Origin of the sequence: Streptomyces synnematoformans, assembly GCF_039531005.1 — a bacterium.
Lineage (GTDB): Bacteria > Actinomycetota > Actinomycetes > Streptomycetales > Streptomycetaceae > Streptomyces > Streptomyces synnematoformans.
Genome location: NZ_BAAAPF010000016.1, coordinates 15,021 through 36,109, shown reverse-complemented (window position 1 = coordinate 36,109; position 21,089 = coordinate 15,021). Strand labels below are relative to the sequence as shown.

The 21,089-nt window shown below is 72.9% G+C and carries 19 protein-coding genes, 3 pseudogenes and 1 CRISPR repeat array; of the genes and pseudogenes, 12 read left to right on the top strand and 10 right to left on the bottom strand.

Annotation, left to right across the window (positions count from 1 at the left end):
* Window positions 1-43: 43 nt before the first annotated feature.
* Window positions 44-697, bottom strand: coding sequence for a CatB-related O-acetyltransferase (locus tag ABD317_RS05630; protein WP_344288434.1), 654 nt, complete (start codon window positions 695-697; stop codon window positions 44-46).
* Window positions 698-951: 254 nt separating this feature from the next.
* Here ABD317_RS05630 and ABD317_RS05625 point away from each other — a divergent pair, with 254 nt between their 5' ends.
* Entirely contained in the window at window positions 952-1,497 is a 546-nt protein-coding gene (locus ABD317_RS05625) for a TetR/AcrR family transcriptional regulator (protein ID WP_344288455.1), read from the top strand.
* A 165-nt stretch (window positions 1,498-1,662) separates the two neighbouring features.
* Here ABD317_RS05625 and ABD317_RS05620 read toward each other — a convergent pair whose 3' ends face one another.
* Window positions 1,663-2,061, bottom strand: coding sequence for an ArsR/SmtB family transcription factor (locus ABD317_RS05620; RefSeq protein ID WP_425582279.1), 399 nt, complete (start codon window positions 2,059-2,061; stop codon window positions 1,663-1,665).
* Between the two features lie 56 nt (window positions 2,062-2,117).
* Here ABD317_RS05620 and ABD317_RS05615 point away from each other — a divergent pair, with 56 nt between their 5' ends.
* The gene (locus ABD317_RS05615; protein WP_344288430.1) at window positions 2,118-2,882 is read left to right on the top strand and encodes an SDR family NAD(P)-dependent oxidoreductase; all 765 of its coding nucleotides are present in this window, start codon (window positions 2,118-2,120) and stop codon (window positions 2,880-2,882) included.
* Window position 2,883: 1 nt separating this feature from the next.
* Window positions 2,884-3,278: direct repeats of the CRISPR family, unit length 29 nt; unit sequence GGGTCCATCCCCGCGTGCGCGGGGAGCAG.
* A 351-nt stretch (window positions 3,279-3,629) separates the two neighbouring features.
* Here ABD317_RS05615 and ABD317_RS05610 read toward each other — a convergent pair.
* On the bottom strand, window positions 3,630-4,007 hold the full coding sequence (locus tag ABD317_RS05610; protein ID WP_344288428.1) for a nuclear transport factor 2 family protein: 378 nt from the start codon (window positions 4,005-4,007) through the stop codon (window positions 3,630-3,632).
* A 272-nt stretch (window positions 4,008-4,279) separates the two neighbouring features.
* Here ABD317_RS05610 and ABD317_RS05605 point away from each other — a divergent pair, with 272 nt between their 5' ends.
* The 8 genes and pseudogenes from ABD317_RS05605 to ABD317_RS05575 all read left to right on the top strand — a co-directional run bounded on the left by ABD317_RS05605 (window position 4,280) and on the right by ABD317_RS05575 (window position 10,769).
* Entirely contained in the window at window positions 4,280-4,798 is a 519-nt protein-coding gene (locus tag ABD317_RS05605) for a helix-turn-helix transcriptional regulator (protein WP_344288426.1), read from the top strand.
* Window positions 4,795-5,307 (top strand): annotated as a pseudogene (locus tag ABD317_RS05600) (ABC transporter ATP-binding protein); the annotation flags it as partial. The gene ABD317_RS05605 and the pseudogene ABD317_RS05600, both read left to right, overlap by 4 nt.
* 72 nt (window positions 5,308-5,379) lie before the next feature.
* Window positions 5,380-5,577: pseudogene (locus tag ABD317_RS37750) on the top strand (ABC transporter permease); the annotation flags it as partial.
* 202 nt (window positions 5,578-5,779) lie between these two features.
* The gene (locus ABD317_RS05595; protein WP_344288424.1) at window positions 5,780-6,274 is read left to right on the top strand and encodes an ABC transporter permease; all 495 of its coding nucleotides are present in this window, start codon (window positions 5,780-5,782) and stop codon (window positions 6,272-6,274) included.
* 183 nt (window positions 6,275-6,457) lie between these two features.
* Entirely contained in the window at window positions 6,458-7,381 is a 924-nt protein-coding gene (locus tag ABD317_RS05590) for a sulfite exporter TauE/SafE family protein (protein ID WP_344288423.1), read from the top strand.
* Between the two features lie 134 nt (window positions 7,382-7,515).
* Complete coding sequence (locus ABD317_RS05585; RefSeq protein WP_344288422.1) at window positions 7,516-7,710, top strand: hypothetical protein; 195 nt, start codon at window positions 7,516-7,518, stop codon at window positions 7,708-7,710.
* Window positions 7,707-8,912 carry an ATP-grasp peptide maturase system methyltransferase gene (tgmC, locus tag ABD317_RS05580; protein ID WP_344288420.1) on the top strand — a complete coding sequence of 402 codons (1,206 nt, stop codon included), beginning with the start codon at window positions 7,707-7,709 and terminating at the stop codon, window positions 8,910-8,912. Before ABD317_RS05585 ends, tgmC begins: the two co-directional genes overlap by 4 nt.
* A 216-nt stretch (window positions 8,913-9,128) precedes the next feature.
* Window positions 9,129-10,769 (top strand): serine/threonine-protein kinase, encoded by a 1,641-nt coding sequence (locus tag ABD317_RS05575; protein WP_344288418.1) that lies wholly within the window; start codon window positions 9,129-9,131, stop codon window positions 10,767-10,769.
* 44 nt (window positions 10,770-10,813) lie between these two features.
* Here the strand turns inward: ABD317_RS05575 and ABD317_RS05570 are convergent, their stop codons facing one another.
* The 7 genes and pseudogenes from ABD317_RS05570 to ABD317_RS05540 form a co-directional block, all read right to left on the bottom strand.
* Window positions 10,814-11,062 carry a DUF397 domain-containing protein gene (locus ABD317_RS05570; protein ID WP_344288416.1) on the bottom strand — a complete coding sequence of 83 codons (249 nt, stop codon included), beginning with the start codon at window positions 11,060-11,062 and terminating at the stop codon, window positions 10,814-10,816.
* Window positions 11,063-11,099: 37 nt separating this feature from the next.
* Window positions 11,100-11,846, bottom strand: a pseudogene (locus tag ABD317_RS05565) (helix-turn-helix domain-containing protein); the annotation flags it as partial.
* A 162-nt stretch (window positions 11,847-12,008) separates the two neighbouring features.
* Entirely contained in the window at window positions 12,009-13,244 is a 1,236-nt protein-coding gene (locus ABD317_RS05560) for an amidohydrolase (RefSeq protein WP_344288453.1), read from the bottom strand.
* Between the two features lie 115 nt (window positions 13,245-13,359).
* On the bottom strand, window positions 13,360-14,571 hold the full coding sequence (locus tag ABD317_RS05555; protein WP_344288414.1) for a hypothetical protein: 1,212 nt from the start codon (window positions 14,569-14,571) through the stop codon (window positions 13,360-13,362).
* Window positions 14,568-15,518: an N-acetylneuraminate synthase family protein gene (locus ABD317_RS05550; RefSeq protein WP_344288412.1), complete on the bottom strand. Its 951-nt coding sequence runs from the start codon at window positions 15,516-15,518 to the stop codon at window positions 14,568-14,570. Before ABD317_RS05550 ends, ABD317_RS05555 begins: the two co-directional genes overlap by 4 nt.
* A gap of 33 nt (window positions 15,519-15,551) precedes the next feature.
* On the bottom strand, window positions 15,552-16,847 hold the full coding sequence (locus ABD317_RS05545) for a cytidylyltransferase domain-containing protein (protein WP_344288410.1): 1,296 nt from the start codon (window positions 16,845-16,847) through the stop codon (window positions 15,552-15,554).
* A gap of 179 nt (window positions 16,848-17,026) precedes the next feature.
* Window positions 17,027-18,379 (bottom strand): DUF6716 putative glycosyltransferase, encoded by a 1,353-nt coding sequence (locus ABD317_RS05540; RefSeq protein WP_344288408.1) that lies wholly within the window; start codon window positions 18,377-18,379, stop codon window positions 17,027-17,029.
* A gap of 187 nt (window positions 18,380-18,566) precedes the next feature.
* On the opposite strand from ABD317_RS05540, the gene ABD317_RS05535 reads away from it, so the two are divergent.
* Complete coding sequence (locus ABD317_RS05535; RefSeq protein ID WP_344288406.1) at window positions 18,567-19,547, top strand: glycosyltransferase family 2 protein; 981 nt, start codon at window positions 18,567-18,569, stop codon at window positions 19,545-19,547.
* Window positions 19,544-20,995 (top strand): polysialyltransferase family glycosyltransferase, encoded by a 1,452-nt coding sequence (locus ABD317_RS05530; RefSeq protein WP_344288404.1) that lies wholly within the window; start codon window positions 19,544-19,546, stop codon window positions 20,993-20,995. The genes ABD317_RS05535 and ABD317_RS05530 overlap by 4 nt, the downstream gene beginning before the upstream one ends.
* Window positions 20,996-21,089: the final 94 nt, after the last annotated feature.

Sequence of the window (21,089 nt, the reverse complement as noted above, 5' to 3'; positions counted from 1 at the left end):
GGGCGGGGCGCGCCGGGCCGCTTCCGGCGTGGGAGGGCGGGCGTCAGGGCCGCCCGGGCGGCGGGGCGGCCGCTTCCAGTTCGGCGACGGTCCCCGACATGATCGTCCGCACGTGCTCGGTGAGGTGCTGGACGGGCCAGTCCCACCACGCCGCGGCGAGGAGCCGGGCGACGTCCTCCGCGTCGTAGCGCGTACGGATGAGGCGCGCCGGGTTGCCGCCGACGATGCCGTAGTCGGGTACGTCCCCGGTGACCACCGCACCGGCGGCGACGACCGCGCCGTGGCCGATCCGCACGCCGGGCATCACGGTGGCGCCGTGCCCGAACCAGACGTCGTTGCCGACGACGGTGTCACCCCGGCCGGGCAGGCCGGTGATCAGGTCGAAGTGCTCGGCCCAGGAGCCGCCCATGGTGGGGAAGGGGAACGTGGACGGGCCGTCCATGCGGTGGTTGGCGCCGTTCATGAGGAACCGCGTGCCCGTGCCCAGCGCGCAGAACTTGCCGATGACGAGCCGCTCGGGCCCGTAGTGGTACAGCACGTTGCGCGTCTCGAACGCGGTCGGGTCGTCGGGGTCGTCGTAGTAGGAGTAGTCGCCGACCTCGATCAGGGGCGAGGTGAGCAGGGGTTTGAGGAGGACGACGCGGGGGTGTTCGGGCATCGGGTGGAGCACGGTGGGGTCGGCGGGTACGAGCGGCATGGGCGAGGGGCGTCCTCTCGGGCCGGCGGGGCACTAGTGCGACGAGTGTAGCGTTAAGCTGCGGGGGCGCCCGGACACGTCGACAACCGGATAGTGGAACCGAGATGACAGACCCCGAAGGCACGCCAGCCCCCGCAGACATGTCAGCCGCCAGTGCGCCGGACGCCTCCGGCGTCACGGACCCGGCGACCGCGAAGCCGGACCGCCGCCCGGGGGGCCGCACCGCCCGTATCCGCGCCCAGGTCCTCGCCGCGGTGCGCGCCGAACTCGCCGAGAACGGCCACGAGGGACTCACCATGGAGGGCGTCGCGACGCGCGCGGGCGTGCACCGCGCCACGGTTTACCGCCGCTGGCGCGACGTGGGCGGCCTCCTCGTCGACGTGATCGACGCCGCCGGCGAGATCGACTGGCAACCGCCGGACACCGGCTCCCTGCACGGCGACCTGACGGCGCTCAACGAGGAGATCCAGGAGTCCCTGACCGTAGAGCCGTCCTTCGCCGTCGCCCTGATGGCCGCCTCGTTCCACTCCGAACGGGCCGCGCGGGCCCAGACGCGGCTGTGGGAGGACCGGTACGCCCAGTGCGCGATCCTCGTCGAGCGCGCGGCCGAACGCGGCGAACTCCCGCCGGGGCAGACGGACGCACGCCGCCTGCTACTGGCCGCCACCGCCCCGGTCTACCACCACCTGGTACTCCTCCGCGCCGCCCCCGACCCCCGGCTCCCAGAGCAGGCCGCGACGGCGGCGGTGCTGGCGTCGGCGGGGGGCGCGTTCACGGCGCGAGGGGAGGGGAGTCCGTGAAGGGCGGGGCGGCGTAGCGGTCGGTGGCCCTTGGCGCCTCTCCGGGAGGCCATGGTCCCGTAGTGGCGGTCGTGCGTTGTGTGGGTCGGATGCCGGGGCGCCTGGGCACGCCCGGGATCGGTGCCGGCGGCCGTTGGGATCTCCCACGTACGGCCATCGCCCCCGTCACCGTCCGTCGATGTGCTGCGTGCTCGGGTGGCATGCTTCAGGTCCGGCCGCGGGCGCGTCGTCGGCAAGGCCGACGTGGGCGCCGGTGTCGTCGCTGCCTGCCGCGGCGAGGACGGCATCCAGCAGGCCGGGGAAGCGGGCATCGAGGTCGTCGCGGCGCAGTTCGACGAAGCAGCGGGTGCCCTCCTGCCGGGTGCGGGTGACGCCCGCGTCGCGCAGCACGCGCAGGTGGTGGCTGAGGGTGGACTTGGCTACCGGGGCGCGCAGTTCACCCCATCCGCGTTCCCGGCCGTCGGCCAGGACGCGCACCAGTCCGATGCGGATCGGATCGCAGAACGCCCCCACCACCGCGATGAAGGTGATCTCGTCGCGTTCAGGATGCCGCGCCTGCTTCATGGCGGCCATGCTACGTTAACGTTCGTTGTTCTACGAACATCGAACATGGAGGGTTCATGACCGCCCCGCGTTCCGCAGACCAGACCGGCAAGGTCGTCGTCGTCACCGGCGCCGGCTCCGGCATCGGCCGCGCCACCGCACGCGCCTTCGCCGACGCCGGAGCCCATGTGCTGGGCGTCGGGCGCCGCGGCGACGCCCTGGAGGAGACCGCCGCCGGGTATCCCGGCATCGCCGCTCATCCGGCCGACCTGCGCGCACCGGACACCGCCCATCGGGTGATCGGTGCCGCGGTCGAACGGTGGGGCCGGCTGGACGTGCTCGTCAACAACGCCGGCGCCACGAAGATGATGCCGCTGGCCGAGACCACCGCCGCGGGCATCACCGCACTGTTCGACCTCAACGTCACCGCACCGAGTCTGCTGGCCCAAGCAGCCCTGCCGCACCTGCGCCGCAGCCGCGGTTCGATCGTGAACATCTCCAGCACCTACGGCCACCGGCCCCTGCCCGGCGCCGCCCACTACGCAGCCTCCAAGGCCGCCCTTGAACAGCTCACCCGTACATGGGCCGTGGAACTCGCCGCCGACGGCATCCGCGTCAACGCCGTGGCCCCCGGGCCGACCGAGAGCCAGGCCCTGGCCGCCGCCGGGCTGCCCGAGGCGACCATCGAACACATCAAGCAGCAGGAGACCAGCCGCATCCCCCTCGGCCGCCGCGGCGAGCCACACGAGGTCGCCACCTGGATCCTGCGCCTGGCCGACCCGGCCACCACCTGGCTCACCGGCCAGGTCCTCACCCTCGACGGCGGCCTGGAACTCACGTAGCCGGTCCATCCCCGCGTGCGCGGGGAGCAGAACAGCGAGTGGACGCAGTACGTCACGACCCGGGGTCCATCCCCGCGTGCGCGGGGAGCAGCAGCCGCCAGGCTGGTCGTGCGCAGTCCGCCGGGGTCCATCCCCGCGTGCGCGGGGAGCAGTTCATGCCCGCGCCCGGGGCGCCGGTGTGCGGGGGTCCATCCCCGCGTGCGCGGGGAGCAGAGCTTCACCTTCATCCTGCACGTCCCGGTGCAGGGTCCATCCCCGCGTGCGCGGGGAGCAGAAGGTGCCGAAGGGCGGGGCGCGGGCCGCGGCGGGTCCATCCCCGCGTGCGCGGGGAGCAGCGGGCCCCTGGAGACCTTGGCCGCCCCCTTGGGGGTCCATCCCCGCGTGCGCGGGGAGCAGGGCTCGCTGACCTGGGTGTTTATCGAAGGAAGACACCGTCCCGAGCAACAAATGAAGATTCGGACATTTCCACCAACGAGCTAGGGGCCTGTGTACACCCCGGTGTACGAGGTCCAACTCTCCACGCCATGCTACGAGTTCAGCTTCAACCGAGTGGGCCGGACCACACACCGAACTCAAGCTGCCAGGGCGGCGACCACCAGGCCGCACGACGGTACAGGGCGCCCACCGTCCGTACGACCGCGCCCGCGGCGCTGATCGCGTACACGGCGCGGTGGTCCCGACGGCGACCTGCGGACTCGTCCTGTTCCTCGTGGCACACCCGTCGCGGCGGAAGACGGGCGCCGGGGATCACGAGACCGGCAGAACGTAGCTGCGGACCTCGGCGATCTTCGCCGTCTTCGCCGTTCCCGGGAAGCGGATCACATGGCAGAAGGCATACCGCGTACCGTCAGCCGCCTCGATCGTGCCGTCAACGCCCGCCTCCCGGCCGTGAGTGAGCAGGGAACCGAAAGCGACCTCCTTGGCTTCCGGCAGGTCGGCCACCCAGGCGCGCACGGCTTCACGCCCACGGAGGACGGCCTCGCCCACCAGGCTCCACGCCACGTCCTCACCGACCAGCGCGGCCACGGTCGCGCCGTCTCCCTCGGCAAGGGCGACCACGAGGTCACGCAGCACCTCTTTACGCGGCGCGTTACCGCAGTCCGCCGCAGACCGGATCGTCACCATGCGGCGAGTCTACGACCGACCGGTGACACAGACCGCGCCCGCGAACCCCCACGACCGGGCCGGTCAGGGCCGTGGTCCACGCGGACACGCGCATGTGCCCCGGGGAACCGGGTCGGGTACGACCTCGGGCTGTCACGGAGTCGACCGGACGCCCTCCCCCGGCGGAGGACCAGCGGGGGCGTGTCCGCAAGGGGCGGCCGCGCGGCCGGCTCTCGTCGCCCGCGAGCGGCTCGGCTCGACTTCGCTTCTGCCTAACCGCTATCCATTCCCCCATGCAGGACGTGGTGCTGGCGCTGCTGGCCAAGGAGCCGTCGCACGGGTACGACCTGCGCGCGCGGCTGCTCGCCGCGCTCGGGCCGCTGGGCGAGACGCTGAACGCGGGACAGATCTACGTGACCCTCACCCGGCTCGAAAAGGCGGGCCTGGTCGTCCAGGAGCGTGAGGACGCGCCGGTACGCGGCCCGCGGCGCGAGGTGTACGCGCTGACCGCGGCCGGCCGGGAGCAGGTTGCCGCGTGGCTGGCCGAGGGCCTCGGGCCGCGGGCGGACGTGACGGAGTTCCACCTGCAGCTGGTGGCCGCCGCGGAGTCGGGCATGGCCTCGCCGCTCGCGCTCGTCGAGGCCCGGCGCCGCGAGCTGAGGCGCAGCCTCGCCGAGGCCCAGGGGGCCGTCCTCACCCACGACAGAGACTCGGAGGCCGGGCGGCTGCACGCGGATCTGCGCTGGCTGGAGGCGTGCGAGCGTACCTGGTCCACCTCCACGCCGCACACGGAAGGCGGAGGGAACGGATGACGACACGAGGCGGCCGGAGGCGCGGTGCGCGGCTGCGGCGCAGCGAACCCGAGGGCCGACCCGCAGGCCCGGTGCTGCGCGCCGTGGGCCTGTCGCGGTGCTACGGGCAGGGCGCGAGCACGGTCGTCGCCGTCGACCGGGTCGACCTTGACGTACCCGCCGGGCAGACGCTCGCCGTGACCGGTCCCAGCGGCTGCGGCAAGTCGACGCTGCTGCACCTGCTCGGCGGCCTCGACCGGGCCCGCCACATGCCGTCCGAGCTGTCCGGCGGGCATCGGCAGCGAGTCGCCGTCGCCCGCGCCCTGGACAACGAGCCGCTCGTGGTCCTCGCCGACGAGCCCACCGGGAACCTCGACACCGCCGCGACCCACGACGTCCTCCGCCTCTTCGCCGACCTGCACGCCGGCGGCCAGACCTTCGTGCTCGTCACCCACGACGGACGGGGCGCCGCCACCGCGGACCGGATCGCCTCCCTCCGGGACGGGGCGTCCGCCGACGACACCCCGCTCGCCGCGGCGGCGCTCGTTCCCCTCGCCTCGCTCGCTGCCGTACGCGCCCCGCGGGACCAGCGGCGTGCGGGTCTGTTCAAGGCGGTCGGCGCCACGCCCGGCACGGTGGCCGCACTGCTGCTCACGCAGCACCTGCTCCTCACCGCGGCGGCCACCGCCACCGGCGTTACCGTGGAATGCCTGACAGCACCCGCGCTCGCCGACCCCAGTGCCGGGCTGCTCAACACCGCCGGCCCGCCGACCACCGGCATCGTCGCGGCCGCCGCCCTGCTCTCGGTCGTGGTGGCCCTGGCCGGCACGTTCGGCCCCGTCGTGCGTGCGGTACGCTCCAGCACGGTCGGCGCCCTGGCCGATCCGGCCCACCTGACGGAGTACCGCCCCCGGCTGCCCGCCGTGACCGCCTACCTGCCCACGCCGCTGCTGATCGGGGTACGGCTGATCGGCCGCCGCCCCGGCCGCGCGGCTGAGCGCGGTGGGGACGGCGGCGACGACGGTCATGGTGACCGCGGCCCTCACGTGGCGGGTGTCGCTCGACGCGGAGGCCGCCCGCGGCACGTCCACATTCGAGGACATCCGGAACGACGTGACGGCCCACGTGATGCTCGGTGTCACAGTCGCTCTGCTGGCGCTGTCCGTGCTCAACACCGTCTTCGTCAGCTGGAGCACGGCGGTACAGGCCCGGCGCGCCCTCGCCGTCACCCGCACCCTCGGGGCCACCCCGGGCGAGGTCGTCGCCGCGCTCTGCACCGCGCAATTGCTACCCGCCGTGGGCGCGATCGCGGTGGGGATTCCGATCGGTTTCGGCCTGTTCTCGTTGTTCAGCGACGTCGTCGTGATCCCCCCGGGCGCCTGGCTGGCGGTCGCGGCCCCGGCCGTGCTCCTGACGGTCACGGCGCTGGCCGCCCTGCCCGCCTGGCTCCACACCCGCAAGGCGGCGGGGTGTGCTCTGAACGCCGAGCCCGTCTGACGGAACTGATCGCGTGGCGGCAGCCGCGGGATCGGCGCCGGGCTCCGGGCGCACGGCATCCAAACAGCAGCGTCAACCGGGATCAGGAATCCAGCATGTGAACACCCCTGGTGACAGGCACGTCCCCATGGCAGGATTCCCTATTATTCCACTAGGAATACTAGGGAAATATGTGAGGTGGCCGTGAGAACGCTGATCCTGCTCGCCCTCGCCGGGCTCGGTGCTCAACTGGTGGACGGCAGCCTGGGCATGGCCTACGGCGTGACCTCCACCACCCTGCTGCTGGCCATCGGCACCAGCCCCGCGGCGGCATCGGCCACCATCCATCTCGCGGAGATCGGCACCACCCTGGCATCGGGCGCCGCCCACTGGCGCTTCGGCAACGTCGACTGGCGCGTCGTGGCGAAGATCGGCATACCCGGCGCCCTGGGCGCATTCGCGGGCGCCACCTTCCTCTCCCACCTCTCCGTCGACCTCGCCAAACCGGTCATGGCGCTGATCCTGCTGAGCCTCGGCACCTACGTGCTGGCCCGGTTCACCTTCCTCGACCTGCCCAAGGGAAACCTCGGCAAGCCGCTGCGCAAGCGGTTCCTGTCCCCGCTCGGCGTCGTGGCCGGGTTCCTCGACGCCACCGGCGGGGGCGGCTGGGGCCCGGTCGGCACCCCGGCCATCCTCGCCAGCGGCCGCCTGGAACCGCGCAAGGTGATCGGCTCCATCGACACCAGCGAGTTCCTCGTCGCCGTCGCCGCCAGCCTCGGCTTCCTCGTCGGCCTGGGCTCCGAAGGCGTCAACCTCGCCTGGGCCGGCGCCCTGCTGGCCGGGGGCCTGATCGCCGCACCCATCGCCGCATGGCTGGTCCGCCACATGCCCCCGCGCATCCTCGGCTCGGCAGTGGGCGGCCTGATCATCCTCACCAACACCCGCACCCTGCTGCGCAGTGAATGGGTCACGGTCGGCGACGCCGTGCAGTGGGCCGTTTACGCCGTCCTCTACGCCCTCTGGGGCGCCGCCGTCACCTACTCCCTCAAGGAGCACCGCCGCCAGTCGGCAGCAGCATCACACCCGGCCGCCGACAGCCGCACCACGGAGTCCGCGACCACGAGCTGAGCCCCACCGGGCCTGCCCTCCCCCATCGGACCCGGCTTCACCGCACCATCCACGCGGACTCCGCGCGGGGCCTGGTCGACTGGCGGGCAGACTACGACGCACTATCTTATGAGGAGATAGAACTGCCCGCGGCGGTGAACAGGAGCCTGGTCAACCTCCACGCCCGCCTCGGCCTCATCTACGGAGCCTGCGACCTGATCGTCACCCCTACGGGAGAGGTCGTGTTCCTGGAGGTCAACCAAGCTGGCGAGTGGGGATGGCTGGCCGCCGAATGCGACCTGCCCATCGCCGCCGCGCTCGCCGACGTCCTGCAAGCGGGTTATGTATGAGCGTGCACGATGAGGACGTTCCCTGGCGGCAGCGCGCAGCCGCGCTCGCGCAGGCACTCGCAGACGCCGGTGACCTCAACGATCCCTCGTGGCGGGAGGTCATCTCACGGGTGCCGCGCCATGTCTTCGTCCCACACTTCGCCCGCACCCGGGCCACGCGCAAAGGCACCCGCTACGACCTCGTCACCGGTGCTGATCCCGCGCAGCGCGAGGAGTGGCTGAACGGCGTGTACTCGGACACCACGCTGCTCACCCAGGTGGACGGGCAAGCTGTGGAAGAGCTCTTCGCCACCGGCTCAGGTTACGGACGGCATTCCAGTTCCTCGACGGCACCGCGCCTGATGGTCTGGATGCTGGAATCCCTCGGCCTGACCGACGGGGACGACGTACTGGAAATCGGTACAGGCACCGGCTACAACGCCGCCCTCCTGGCCGAACGGCTGGGCGAGGAGCACGTCACGACGGTGGACATCGACGGCCATCTCGTCCAGTCCGCCCAGCGTCGTCTCGCCCAAGGCGGGTACCACCCCACCCTGGTGACGGGAGACGGGCGCCTTGGACACCACGAACACGCCCCCTACGACCACGTGATCTCCACCTGCGGTCTGCCCTACGTGCCCCCGGCCTGGATTGCGCAGACCCGGCCGGGAGGTCGCATCCTCACGAACGTAACCGGCCTGATCGGCGGCGCTGTGCTGCTCGCCGACGTACACGAAGACGGCCGGGCGACCGGGCGGTTCCTGCCCCGGTGGGCCGGCTTCATGCCCTCGCGTCACGCCGACTCCCCGCTCGCCCCGTACGCCCGCGAGTACACCACCGGGCAAACAGCCCTGGATCCCGCCGTCCTGGACGACCACGCCTTCGCCTTCCTCACCCAACTGCACCTGCCCGGCGCCCGCCGCTACGCGGCCACCCGTGACGACGGCCGGGAGTTGTTCGGGCTACGGACCGCTGACGGTTCGTGGGCCGAGGTGTACGCGCCCGACGACGCGGGCCACCGCTACCTGGAACAGGGCGGCCCCCACCGGCTCTGGGACGCCGTCGAAGAAGCCAACCGGGTGTGGCTCGCACACCGCCAGCCCGACTGGACGCGCTTCACCTTCGCGGCAGAGCCAGGAAGCCAGGTCGTGGCCCTGCGCGAGGGTAACGGGTCGGAGGCAGGCGCCTGGGAGCTGCCCGTGGAGGCGCTGCCGGACGGGTAGGGCGTGACGGTCAGGGGGTGGGGAACTCCGCGTGCTTGACGGCGGTGACGAACGCCGTCCAGACGGCGGGGTGAAGGTGAGCTGCGGCGCCCGGCGCTCCGTGGGCTACGCCACCACAAGGGCACGGTCGGCAGGTGCCTGGCAACCCCGGTCTTTTCCGCCGACAATGGTCCGGCGGTCGCGCACAGCGCACCGCGCCGCGTGGGAGGGGGCGACATGCGGGGGGCGTTACTGGGCGACCGCTACCAGCTGCGGGAGCCGCTCGGCGCGGGCGGCATGGGAACAGTGTGGAAGGCCACCGACCGCCTGCGCCAGCGCAGCGTCGCCGTGAAGACGCTGACGGGTTTCGACGGAGCGGACTCCTCCGAGCTGGCCCGCAGGTTCCAGCGGGAGATCCGGGCGGCCTCGCTGCTGCGCGACCCGCACATCGTGGAGGTCCACGACTCCGGGGAGTGCGAGGTCGACGGACGTCCCGTGCTGTACCTGGTGATGGAGGAGGTAGCCGGTGAGCCGTTGAACCGGCTGCTCGGTGACCGCGACCGTCCCCGGACGCTCACGGAGATCTCCCGCTGGGGCGACGGAATCTGCGCGGCGTTAGAGGTCATGCACCGGGCCGGGATCGTGCACCGTGACCTGAAACCCGCGAACGTGATGATCGGCCCCGACGGGCACGCCACGGTCCTGGACTTCGGAATCGCCCGCCTGGACAGCGAGGGGGTCGACCTGTCCACCCTGACCCACACCGGCCATGTGGTGGGCACGTTCGCGTACATGTCTCCCGAGCAGGCCCAGGGCACGACGGCACTCGACGGCCGTAGCGATCTCTACTCCCTGGGCTGCCTGCTGTACGCGGCCCTGACCGGTAGACCGCCTTTCACGGGGAGTTGGCAGGAGGTTCTGAGCCAGCTCAGCAGCGACGAACTGCCCTCGCCTCCCAGCACGCGCAGGGACGGAATCCCGGCCGCATGGGACGACCTGGTGCGGGACCTCCTCGCCAAGGAGCCGGCGGACCGGCCTCCAGACGCGACCACGGTACGGGAGCGGATCGCGGCGCTTCCCGTAGCTCAGATCGCGCCGCCCCCGCCGGGGACGCCCCCTACCGGTACAGTGATCGACCCGGACGCGATCACCGCGGACGCCGCGGACGTCCGTACGGATCCGAACGGCCCGGCTGCCCCCGGCCAGAGCGGGACGACGACGCCCGCACACCCCAGCGACGGGGCGGACCCGCCCACGGAGCCGCCCGTCGCCCCCACCAGACCTCTCCCCGCATCCCCCTTCCCCCCACCGCGGTTCCCGCCCGGCGACGAAGTGGTCGCGCGGAGCCTGACCGGATCCTGGCTTCTGACCTTCGCTACGTTGGCGCTGATGACGCTCACCGGGCTGACGGCGGTCGTCCTGGTCGTCTCGGGAAACGAGGCCGACTCATCGCTGATGATGTCCGCACTCGGCATCGGAGTGGTGCTGTTCGGGGGGCTCGCGATCACCCTCGGCAGTTCCCTCAGTTCGGGGTCGGCCGCGACCAGAAACCGGCGCACTGCCCGCGAGAACGCCCGTTCCCGACAGGACCACGGACCGGACGAGACGTACGCGGCGGACGAGCAACGGGAAGCCGCACGCGGCGCCGGGAGTCCCGCCCAGCGCGACGCCCTCGCGGCCGTCACCCGGGCCATGCGGCACCACCAAGCGCTGTGGTTGGCCTACGAGTTCGAGGGCGCCATCTGGTGGATCCGCCTCTACCCGCTTCGCTTCGAGCACGGCATCCTCGTCGGGCTCACCGTCCAGTCGCGGGAGACATACCGCATCGCCGACTACCGGCTACGCGGGACGTCCGCCATCCGGCCGCCCGGCGTGTAGCCATCGGGGCGGCTGCGGGCGGCGCGGGCTGGGTCGGTGCGCGGTCAGGCGGCGAGTTCGCCAACCTTGACGGCGGTGACGAACGCCGTCCAGGCGGCGGGGGTGAAGGCGAGCTGCGGACCCTCGGGGTCCTTGGAGTCACGCACCGGGATCGCGGTCGGGGTCCTCTTCACCTCGACGCAGTCGCCGCCGTTGGATTCGCTGTAGCTGCTCTTGCGCCATTCCGCGGCCACTTCGATGCAGTTGCCGCCGTTGGACTCGCTGTAACTGCTCTTCCGCCAGGTGATGGCCATGCTGCCGGTATCCCTTCATGAACTCGCCGATCAGCTCGGCGGATTCGTATGCTGACAGAGCGTCGGCCCTGAGCACATCATAGGTCTGCGCCTGGCGTGCGAAGACCGCTGGAGCGTCGGTCAGATGTCCACGGTCCAGCGACTCCCAATAGATCCAGTCATACCCCTCGGGCATGGTGATGAGAGACAGGGGGATCGTAGGGCGGAAGATGCCCGGTCTCGCTGCCTGGACGATCTGGATGCGGATGTTGTCCCGCTCGCCCGCCGCGAGCAGGTGCGCGCATTGCTCACGCATGACCTCGGCCCCGCCGATCACCGTCCGCAGGCAGCTCTCCTCCAGCAGTCCTACGTACAAAGGCGGTTGGCTGGGTGAGAAGAAGCGTTGCTGGCGGCTGAGCCTGGCGCGCACGCGGTCTTCGATCTCGTCCTTGTCCGGCTCGGTGGCGAACAGGGCGCGGGCGTAATTCTCCGTCTGCAGGAGGCCGGGAATCACGTGCCGCTGATACTCCCTCAGCGCCACGCACTCCGCGTCCATCTGCGCCCGGTGCTCGAACCAGTTCGGATGCCCCACATCCGGGTACCAGTCCACCTTTCCCCACAGCTCCAGCAGCAGCCCACCCGTGTCCAGCACCTCGTCACACTTCGACACGAACGCATCCGATGGAACCCCCAACCCCGTCTCGACCCTCGCCACCTGCGATCTGTCGCACGGAACCTGCCGCGCCAACTCCGCCTGCCTCAGCCCCGTCCGCTCGCGGAAGTGCTTCAGCACACCCCCGAACATCATGGCGGTCGTGACCGCGCCGCCTTCCGGTGCGTTGCGTCGGCTCACCGCTACCCCCTACGGTCCGAACTCGATCCACTACACACAGTAGCCGATCGGTCTGACAATAGCGACGCGAGTTCTCAACCGACCACCTGTGAGACCCGCGTGCGGCGTGTGACGCTACTCGGCCGCCCCCGCGTCCAGCAGCACCGCTGCTGTGAAAAGTTCAACTCCCACACGGATCGCACCCTCGTCCACGTCGAAGTCCCCCTGGTGCAGGTCCCGCGGCAGGCCGGTGTCCCCCACCGCCCGCACGCCCAGCCGGGCCAGCGCGCCCGGGATCTGCTCCAGGTACCAGGAGAAGTCCTCCCCGCCGAGGCTCTGTTCCGTCGTCTGCACGGACGACGCGCCCCGCCGCGACACCATCGCGTCCGTCAGCAGCTCCGTCGTCACCGGCTCGTTGACCACCGGAGGGACGCCGCGGACGTACGTGATGGCGGACTTCGCGCGGTGCATGGCGGCGACCTCGTCGACGGCCGCGTGCACCAGGTCGGGGGCGCGGCGCCAGGTGTCCAGGTCCAGGCAGCGGACGGTGCCGGAGAGTTCCGCGTGCTGGGGGACGACGTTGCAGGCGTGGCCGGCGTGGAGGCGGCCGAAGGTGACGGCGAGGCCGGCGCGGGTGTCGACGCGGCGGGCGAGGAGGGCCGGGACGTCGGTGGCGACGCGGGCGGCGGCGGTGACCAGGTCGGTGGTGAGGTGGGGGCGGGCGGTGTGGCCGCCGGGGCCGTCGAGGGAGATTTCGAGGCGGTCGCAGGCGGACGTGATGGCGCCCTGGCGCAGGCCGATGCGGCCGACGTCCACGCGCGGGTCGCAGTGCACGCCGATGATCCGGCCCACGCCGTCGAGGACGCCGGCCTCGATCGCGTCGGTGGCACCGCCGGGCAGCACTTCCTCCGCCGGCTGGAAGATCAGCCGTACGGGCCGCGGCAGCAGGCCCTCGCGGGCCAGCCCGGCGAGGACGACGCCGGCTCCGAGGACGACGGCCGTGTGCACGTCGTGGCCGCAGGCGTGGGCGCGGTCGGGCACGGTGGACCGGTAGGGCACGGTCTTGGTGTCCGGGATCGGCAGGGCGTCGATGTCGGCGCGCAGCGCGAGCATCGGGCCGGGCGGCGGCCCGTCCGGGTCCACGCCGATGTCGCAGATCAGCCCGGTGCCCGCCGGCAGTACACGCGGCGCGAGGCCCTCCCGCTCCAGCCGCTCCTTGAGCGCGGCGGTGGTACGGAACTCCTGGTTGCCCAACTCCGGGTGCATGTGCAGGTCCCGCCGGAACGCGATGAGTTCGGCTTCGAGCGCGGCCGGGAGCGTCCCGGGCAGCGGCGCGTCGGGGCCGGACTCGGGCTCGGCGTTGCGGGACATCAGTTGGTTCACACTGTGCAGGGTACGGGGATCACCGGGGCTACCGAGAAGGGATCAACAAAATTTCAGTCCTGCGGGTGCATGACCAACGTGCGCGGTGGGTAAACTCCGCGCCTCACACGGACGCCGCCGGCGCCCCCGCCCCCGACCACCCCGTCGTCGTCGCCGGCCCCACGGGCAGCCCGTCGACCCCGCGCCGCTCGCGGGCCGCGCCCGCCACCGACGACAGGAAGCCCTGCGCCCGCGGCGACGCCGTGTCCGTCAGCCAGCCCGGGTCGATCTCGCAGACGGCCACCTTCACGCCCGTGCCCGCCAGGGCCAGCGGCAGGGTGTGCACGACCGTCGACGGGAAGCTGACGATCGTGCGGCCGATGGGGCCGCGGCGGGCGATGATCTCCAGCGGGAGGTCGGGCCGTACGATCTCCAGGCCGGTGTGCAGGTGGAGCTGGTGGAGCTTGTCCGACCGTTCCCTGCGGTGCGCGAAGTAGCGGGTGGCGCCGTACGTCCTGGTGAGCGACGCCACCGCCTCCAGGTACCGCTCGTGGTCCACGACGCCGGTCTCCACCAGCGACGTACCGACGAGGTCCGTGGCCGTGCCGACGGTCGGCGGGCCGAAGCGGGAGCGGGTCCAGGCGAACTCGTTGGCCGTCACCTGCAGCCCGGGCGGCGGGTCCTCCACCGGCATCGAGGTGAAGACCTCCACCTGCCTGCCCGGCACGCCCGCACCGCCCGGCACGCCCTCCGTGCCCGGCGCACCGTCCGAACCGTCCGAGCCGTCCCCACCGGACGCACCCTCGCCGCCCGGCGCACCCGCCGCCGGATCCGGCGTCAGCCGCCGCCGCGCCGCGCTCGCGACCGGCGCGAACAGCATCCCCCGCGCCCCGCCGCCGCGCCCGCTGCGGTGCCAGCGGACGAACCGCTCCCCCCGCGCCAGCTGCGCCGTGAACTCCATCGTCGCCGTGCCGTCGTCGACGACGACGACCTCCCGCGCCCTGACGACGGTCAGCAGCGTCTGCACGTACCGCGAGAACGGGTCGCCCAGCACCACCCGGCGGGCCCGCCGCAGCGGGCGGGCCAGGCTCGCCAGCGTGCGCAGCGGGCCGGCGCCGCCGCGCGCCTCCTGCCAGCGGACCTCCAGGCCGTCGTCCCTCGCCAGCTCCGCCATCCGGCGCAGCTGGCCGCGGGACAGCGGCTCGGTGGGGGGCAGCACGACCACCGTCAACGGGATGACGGTGCCGCCCTGGTACGCCCACTCCAGCACGTTGAGCAGCTGGACCGGGCTCTCCACCAGGGCGACGCTCGCGCCGCCGGCGCCGTCTTCGGTCATACCCCGACCGGCTCCTTCTCCGCCCCTGCACCGTCCGCGGCATCCGCGGCCTCGGCGACGACCCCCTTGACCCGGCGCAGCTTCTTCATCGGCGCCAGCTCGCTGTCGTAGACCTTCTTCACGCCGTCGCCGAGGGAGTCCTCGACCACGCGGATGTCGCGCACCAGCCGGGCCAGGCCCTGCGGCTCGACCGAGGCGGCCTGGTCCGAGCCCCACATCGCGCGGTCCAGCGTGATGTGCCGCTCGACGAAGACGGCGCCGAGGGCGACCGCGGCGAGCGAGGTCTGCAGGCCGGTCTCGTGGCCGGAGTAGCCGATGGGCACGTTCGGGAACTCGGCCTGCAGCGTGTGGATCATGCGCAGGTTCAGCTCCTCGGCCTTCGCCGGGTACGTGCTGGTGGCGTGGCAGAGCAGGATGTTGTCACTGCCCAGCACCTCCACCGCGTGCCGGATCTGCTTCGGCGTCGACATGCCGGTGGACAGCACGACGGTGCGGCCGGTGGCGCGCATGGCGCGCAGCAGTTCGTCGTCGGTCAGCGAGGCGGAGGCGACCTTGTGGGCCGGGACGTCGAACTTCTCCAGGAAGGCGACGGCCTCGGTGTCCCACGGGGAGGCGAACCAGTGGATGCCGCGCTCCTTGCAGTGCGCGTCGATCGACCGGTACTCCTCCTCGCCGAACTCGACGCGGTGCCGGTAGTCGATGTACGTCATCCGGCCCCAGGGCGTGTCGCGCTCGACGTCCCACTGGTCACGCGGGGTGCAGATCTCGGGCGTGCGCTTCTGGAACTTCACCGCGTCGCAGCCCGCCTCGACGGCGGCGTCGATCAGCGCGATCGCGTTGTCGAGTTCGCCGTTGTGGTTGATGCCGATCTCACCCGTGACGTACACCGGCCGGCCGGGGCCGACGACGCGGTCGCCAAAGGTGCGGAAACGCTGGGTGGAGCTCATGCAGATCTGTTCCTTACTCTCCAGGGAGATTCACTACAGGGAGGGACCGAGGATCCAGGAGGCGATCTCGCGGATCGCCCCGTCGCCTCCGGGTGTGGACGTCACCGCACGCGCCGCGTCCCGCACGATCGCGTGTGCGCCGGCCACCGCCACGGGCCAGCCGACGAGGCCGAAGCACGGCAGGTCGTTCACGTCGTTGCCGACGTAGAGCACGCGCTCGGGCGCGATGCCCTCCTCCTCGCACCACTGCTTCAGTGCGATGTCCTTACGGTCGACCCCGTGCAGAACAGGAAGGTGAAGTTTGCGTGCCCGGGCGGCGACGACCGGGTTCTGTTCGGTGGACAGGATGAGCAGCTTCAGCTCGGCGCGGCGCAGGGCGGCGATGCCGAGGCCGTCGCCGCGGTGGACGGCGACCAGTTCGCGGCCGTCGGCGTCGATGTAGACGCGGTCGTCGGTCTGGGTGCCGTCGAAGTCGAGGACGATCGCGTCGACGTCGCCGCGGGTGGGCAGGGAGCCGGGGCCGGGCACGTCGAGGAGGGGGGCGAGGGCGCGGGCGCGGGTCAGGTCGTCCGGCTCGTCGACCTCCAGGATGCGGGCCGCGTCGGTGCGTACGGGCGCGGTGCGGCCGAAGAAGCGGTGGCGGTGCTCGCGGAAACCGGGGGTGCGCATGGCGTACGCGGCGCCGGTCTCCAGCAGGTCCTGCGGGCGGTCCTGACGGCGCGGGCGGTACGACTTGTCGTGGTTGACGCCGTACCCCTGGGCGGGGGCGGCCTCCACGGCGGGGGCCACCTTCGTCGGCGCGGCACCCGCGGCGGCCGCCTCGGCGACGGCGGCTTCCCCGGCGACGGCGCTGGTCTCCGCCTCGTCCGCTTCGTCCCGCCAGAGGAACCCGTGGAAGGGGGCCACGGTCAGCGCGCTGTCCGCGCCCTCGGCGAGCACCGCCGCCGTGACGCCGTCGATGTCGGCGCCGGTCAGGAACGGGCTCGTGCACTGCACCAGCAGCACCGCGGCCATGGGCTGGCCGCACCGCTCCTCGTGGGTGTCCAGCGCGTGCAGCACCGCCGCCTCGCTGGAGGCGGTGTCGCCGGCGATCTCGGCGGGGCGGCGGACGACCTCGGCGCCGGCCTCGCGGGCGACGGCGGCGATGGTGTCGTCGTCGGTGGAGACCACGACGTCGGTGACCAGCTGCGCCGCGAGGCACTGCCGTACCGCGCGGGCCACCAGCGGCACGCCGCCGACGCGGGCGAGGTTCTTGCCGGGCACGCCCTTGGACCCCCCGCGGGCGGGGATGACCGCGAGCACGCGGGCGGCGGACGCGGGCTGGGACATGGAGGCTCCTTGCTGATGCGGTGCGGGGCGGGAGGCCGCCGCGGCGTCGGCGGCGCCCGCGGCGGCGGCGCTCACAGCGTCGGCGGCGCTCACAGCGTCGTCCGGTTCGCTTCTCCGCCCGCGCGGCGGAACTGCGGTCGCGCTGTCGGGCGGCGGATTCGCCGCCGCGCGTGCGTCGCTCACAGCGCCCCCATGCGGCGGATGACGGGCGCGATGCGCTGGACGCCGCCCCGGTACGCGGCGCGCGCGGCCTTGCGCAGCAGCGTGCGCGCCCACCGGCGCACCGGGCCGGGCTCGGCGGCGACCGCGGCCTGCGGCAGCGCCTCGCGGGTGGGGGCCAGGCCGTGCCGGGCGAGGATCCGCGGCAGGTAGCCGCCGGCGGTCTGCGGGGTGTAGTACGGCGCCAGCGGCGGCAGCTGCGGGTCGGCGACCAGCGTGGTCAGCCGGGCCCGGGCGCGGTCGAAGGCGGCGTCGTACGGCTCGGCGGAGTCCGCGCCGGGGACGCCCTGGCGGGACAGCCACACGGGGTCGGGCTTGGGCAGGTGGCCGACGTCCAGCTCGTCCCAGGAGGCGAGGCAGCCGGAGCCGAGGAAGTGATGGTTGCCCAGCGGCTCGCGTACGCCCAGGTCGGTGAGGACGGCGGTCGGGATGCCGCGGTGCAGCGACTCCAGCGCGGCGGTGGAGCTGACGGTGACGAGCAGGTCGGTGCGGTCGAGGACCTCGCCCATGTTCCCGTAGACGAGGCGGCAGTTCCCGGGCAGTCCGCCGGGGAGCTTCGCGGCGAGCTTCTGGTACGGGGCCTCTTCGATGTGCGTCGTGTGCTCGCCCGGCCGGCTGCGCAGCTTGACGAGCACCTCCCGCTCCGGGTGCCGCTCGGCGTGGCGGGCGGCGCGGCGCAGGAGGTACAGGCGGTCCTCGCGGTTGTCCGGCACGGAGGGCTGGACGGCGAAGACGACGGTGTACGGGCGGCCGCCCGTACCGTCCCCGCCCGCCGCGTCGTAGGGCTCGTACGGCTCGCCGTCGAGGAAGGGCAGCGCGCACTCCACGACGCTGGCCGGCGAGGCGCCCACGCCCTCGTAGACCGTGCGGAAGCGCTCGGCGTCCTGGCGGCTGTTGGCCAGCACGATGTCGGCGCCGTGGCGCAGCAGGAGGCCGTCGGAGAGTTTCTCGTACACCACACCGACGTAGCCGGTGATCACCGCGGGGCGGCGTTCCGCGCCCTGCCAGGCGCGGGCCAGGCCGTGCAGCATGGCCTGCACGGTGCCGCCGACGCAGGACAGGAGCACGACGTCGTAGCGGTCGGGGTCGGCGGCGGCGAGGAACTCGACGGCCGTGACCTCCCGCATCGCGTCGGCGGCGACGCCGACCTCCGCGAGCTGGCGGGCGGTCGGGGTGGCCCGGCCGTGCAGCAGATACCCGTCGAGCACCGCCTCCGGGGCCATGCGGCGCGCGGTGAGCGCGCCCCATTTCCAGCGGGTGTCCGAATCGGCGAGAACAGCCGTGCGCAGCTGTGACGGGGGGTCGTTGAGCACGTCGCCGACGGTAGGGAGGCATTCCGCTCGGCAGCCCAACAGCGGCCGTACAGATGGTTAACAACACGCCGCCGAACGGCTAACCCGCTCGCCTGAGAAAGGCGTTCACCATTCCGTCTCCCGGCGTTCATGCCGGCGTCGGGGCGGGGTAAGCCCCGGGCGCGGGCCGCCCTCTAGCATCGCCCGAGTGCTTCAACTCTCCGTGATCGTTCCCTTCTACAACGTGCAGGACTTCGCGCCCGAAGCGCTGGCCGGCCTGCGGGCCAACGCCGCGCCGGACACCGAGTTCATCCTGATCGACGACTGCTCGACGGACCGCACCGGCGACCTGCTGGAGCAGGCCGCGCGCGACCTGCCGGGCGCCGTGCACGTGCGCCACGCGAAGAACGGCGGCCTCGCCACCGCCCGCAACACCGGGCTCGACCGGGCCCGCGGCCGGTACGTCACCTTCCTCGACGGCGACGACTGGCTCGCCCCGGGCCACTACCGCCGGCTGCTGGCGGCCATCGCCGAGCTGGACTGCGACTTCGTCCGCACCGACCACGTGCAGTGCGCCGGCCGGGCCCGCACCGTCCACCGCGTCCCCCACGGCCGCCGCGGCGTCGTCCAGGACCCGCGGTCGGCGATCCTGCCGGCGGCGTACGCCACCTCGGTGGACTACGCCTACGCCTGGGCCGGCGTCTACCACCGCCGGCTCCTGGACGACGGCCTGCTGCACTTCCCCGACGGGCTGCGCACCGCCGAGGACCGCCCGTGGATCTGGCGGCTGCACCGCGAGGCCCGCACCTTCGCCGTCGTCGGGCTGCTCGGCGTCTTCTATCGACGCGGCGTCGCAAACTCCCTCACCCAGATCGGTGACGTACGCCAGCTCGACTTCCTCCGCGCCTTCGACCAGGTCGTGGCGGAGACGGCCGCGGACCGCGACGCGGAGCTGCTGCTGCCGAAGGCGGTGCGCAACTTCTGCGCGATCATCGCGCACCATCTGAAGAACAGCGAGCGGTTCGAGAAGCCCGTGGCCCGCAGGCTGCGCGAGATGAGCGCGGAGGCGCTGCGGCGCATGCCCCAGCACGTCCTCGCCGAGGCCCTCGACACCATGGACGCGGACCGCTCCGAACTGCTGCGCCGGCTGCACCGGCGGGGCGCGCCGGCGGAGGTGGCAGCCCGATGAACGACCCGTCCCCCGCGTCCGTCCCCCCGTCCCTCTCCTCGTCCCTCCCGGCGGCCCTCCCCCCGTCCGACCCGCCGGAGGTCCGCTACGCCCCCGGGCGGCACACGCAGATCTTCGTGGCCTCCACCCTCTACGGCACCGCGACCCTCGCCGCCGCCCTGGACGCCGGCCTCTTCCCCGCCGCGGACCGCCGCATCCTGCTGCTCACCAACAACGCCGCCAACCCCGAGGCCACCCCCGCGGTCGACGCCATGGCCGGCTTCGCGCGGCTGCGCTCCCGCTTCGACGACGTACGCGACTGGAACCACGCCATCCGCCCGCTGCACCCCGCCGCGTGGGAGCCGCGCGTCGAGGACGTGCCGCTGTGGGAGCGGCACCTGCGGCTGCTGTGGGGCCTCGGCGCCGACCGGCTCACGCTCGTCGTGGAGTCGATCCAGGTCAGCCCCTCGCGGGCGCTCGCCCAGCTCTTCCCCGACGCGTCGCTGCACGTCTACGCCGACGGCCTGATGAGCTACGGCCCCACCCGCAACAAGCTCCCCTCGCTCATCGGCAGCCGCGTCGAACGCCTGCTCCACCCCGACCTGCTGCCGGGCGTGCGGCCGATGCTGCTGACCGAGTTCGGCGTGCCGCCGGAGGTCGTGCCGGCGGAGGAGCTGAAGAAGGTGCTGGCCGAACTGGCCGCCGACGTCACTGATCTGGGCGACGCCGAGGAAGAGTCCTCGCCCGCGCTTCTCCTGGGCCAGTACCTCTCCGCGCTCAACATCCTCACGGTGGAGGAAGAGGAGCAGCTGCACGTGCGCATGCTGCGCGGCGCGGCCGGACTGGGCCACCGCACCGTGGTGTTCAAGCCGCACCCGATGGCGCCGCCCCGCGTGTCGCGGCTGCTGGAGGACGAGGCGGGCGTCCTCGGTGTGCGCCTCACGGTGCTCGACACCCCGGTGCTGGCGGAGGTGCTGTACGAGCGGCTGCGCCCGGCGCTGGTGGCCGGCGCGTTCTCCACCGCCCTGATGACGGCGTCCACGCTGTACGGCCTGCCCGTCGCCAGCATCGGCACCGAAACGCTGCTGGAGCGGCTGACCCCGTACGAGAACAGCAACCGGATCCCGGTCACGATCGCCGACGCCCTGCTGCCGTCCCTGGAGGACCCGGAGGCGGTGCGCGGCTGGCGGGCGCCGACCGAGGAGGAGGCGCGGGCGCGGCTGGGCGGACTGCTGACCGCGGTGGGCTTCACGATGCAGCCGCGGATCCACGCCCGGCTGCGGCCGGACGTCGAGCGGTGGCTGGCGGCCGAGCTGGACGCGCGCACCTGGCGGTACTTCAAGCGGCGCCGGCTGACGGTCGAAGGGCTGCCGGGCGGGGTGCCGAAGCGGCTGGCGTTCGTGCCGCGCAGCCCGGCGGTCCGCCGGGTCGCGCGCCGGGCGCGGGCGGTGCGGCGGCGGCTGCGGTGAGGCCTGCGGCCGGCACGGCGGTGCCGCAGGGGCAGCCGGCGCTGTAGGGCGGCGTTGCCGTGCGGCCGACCGGGCATCGGGCAGCCTGCCGTGG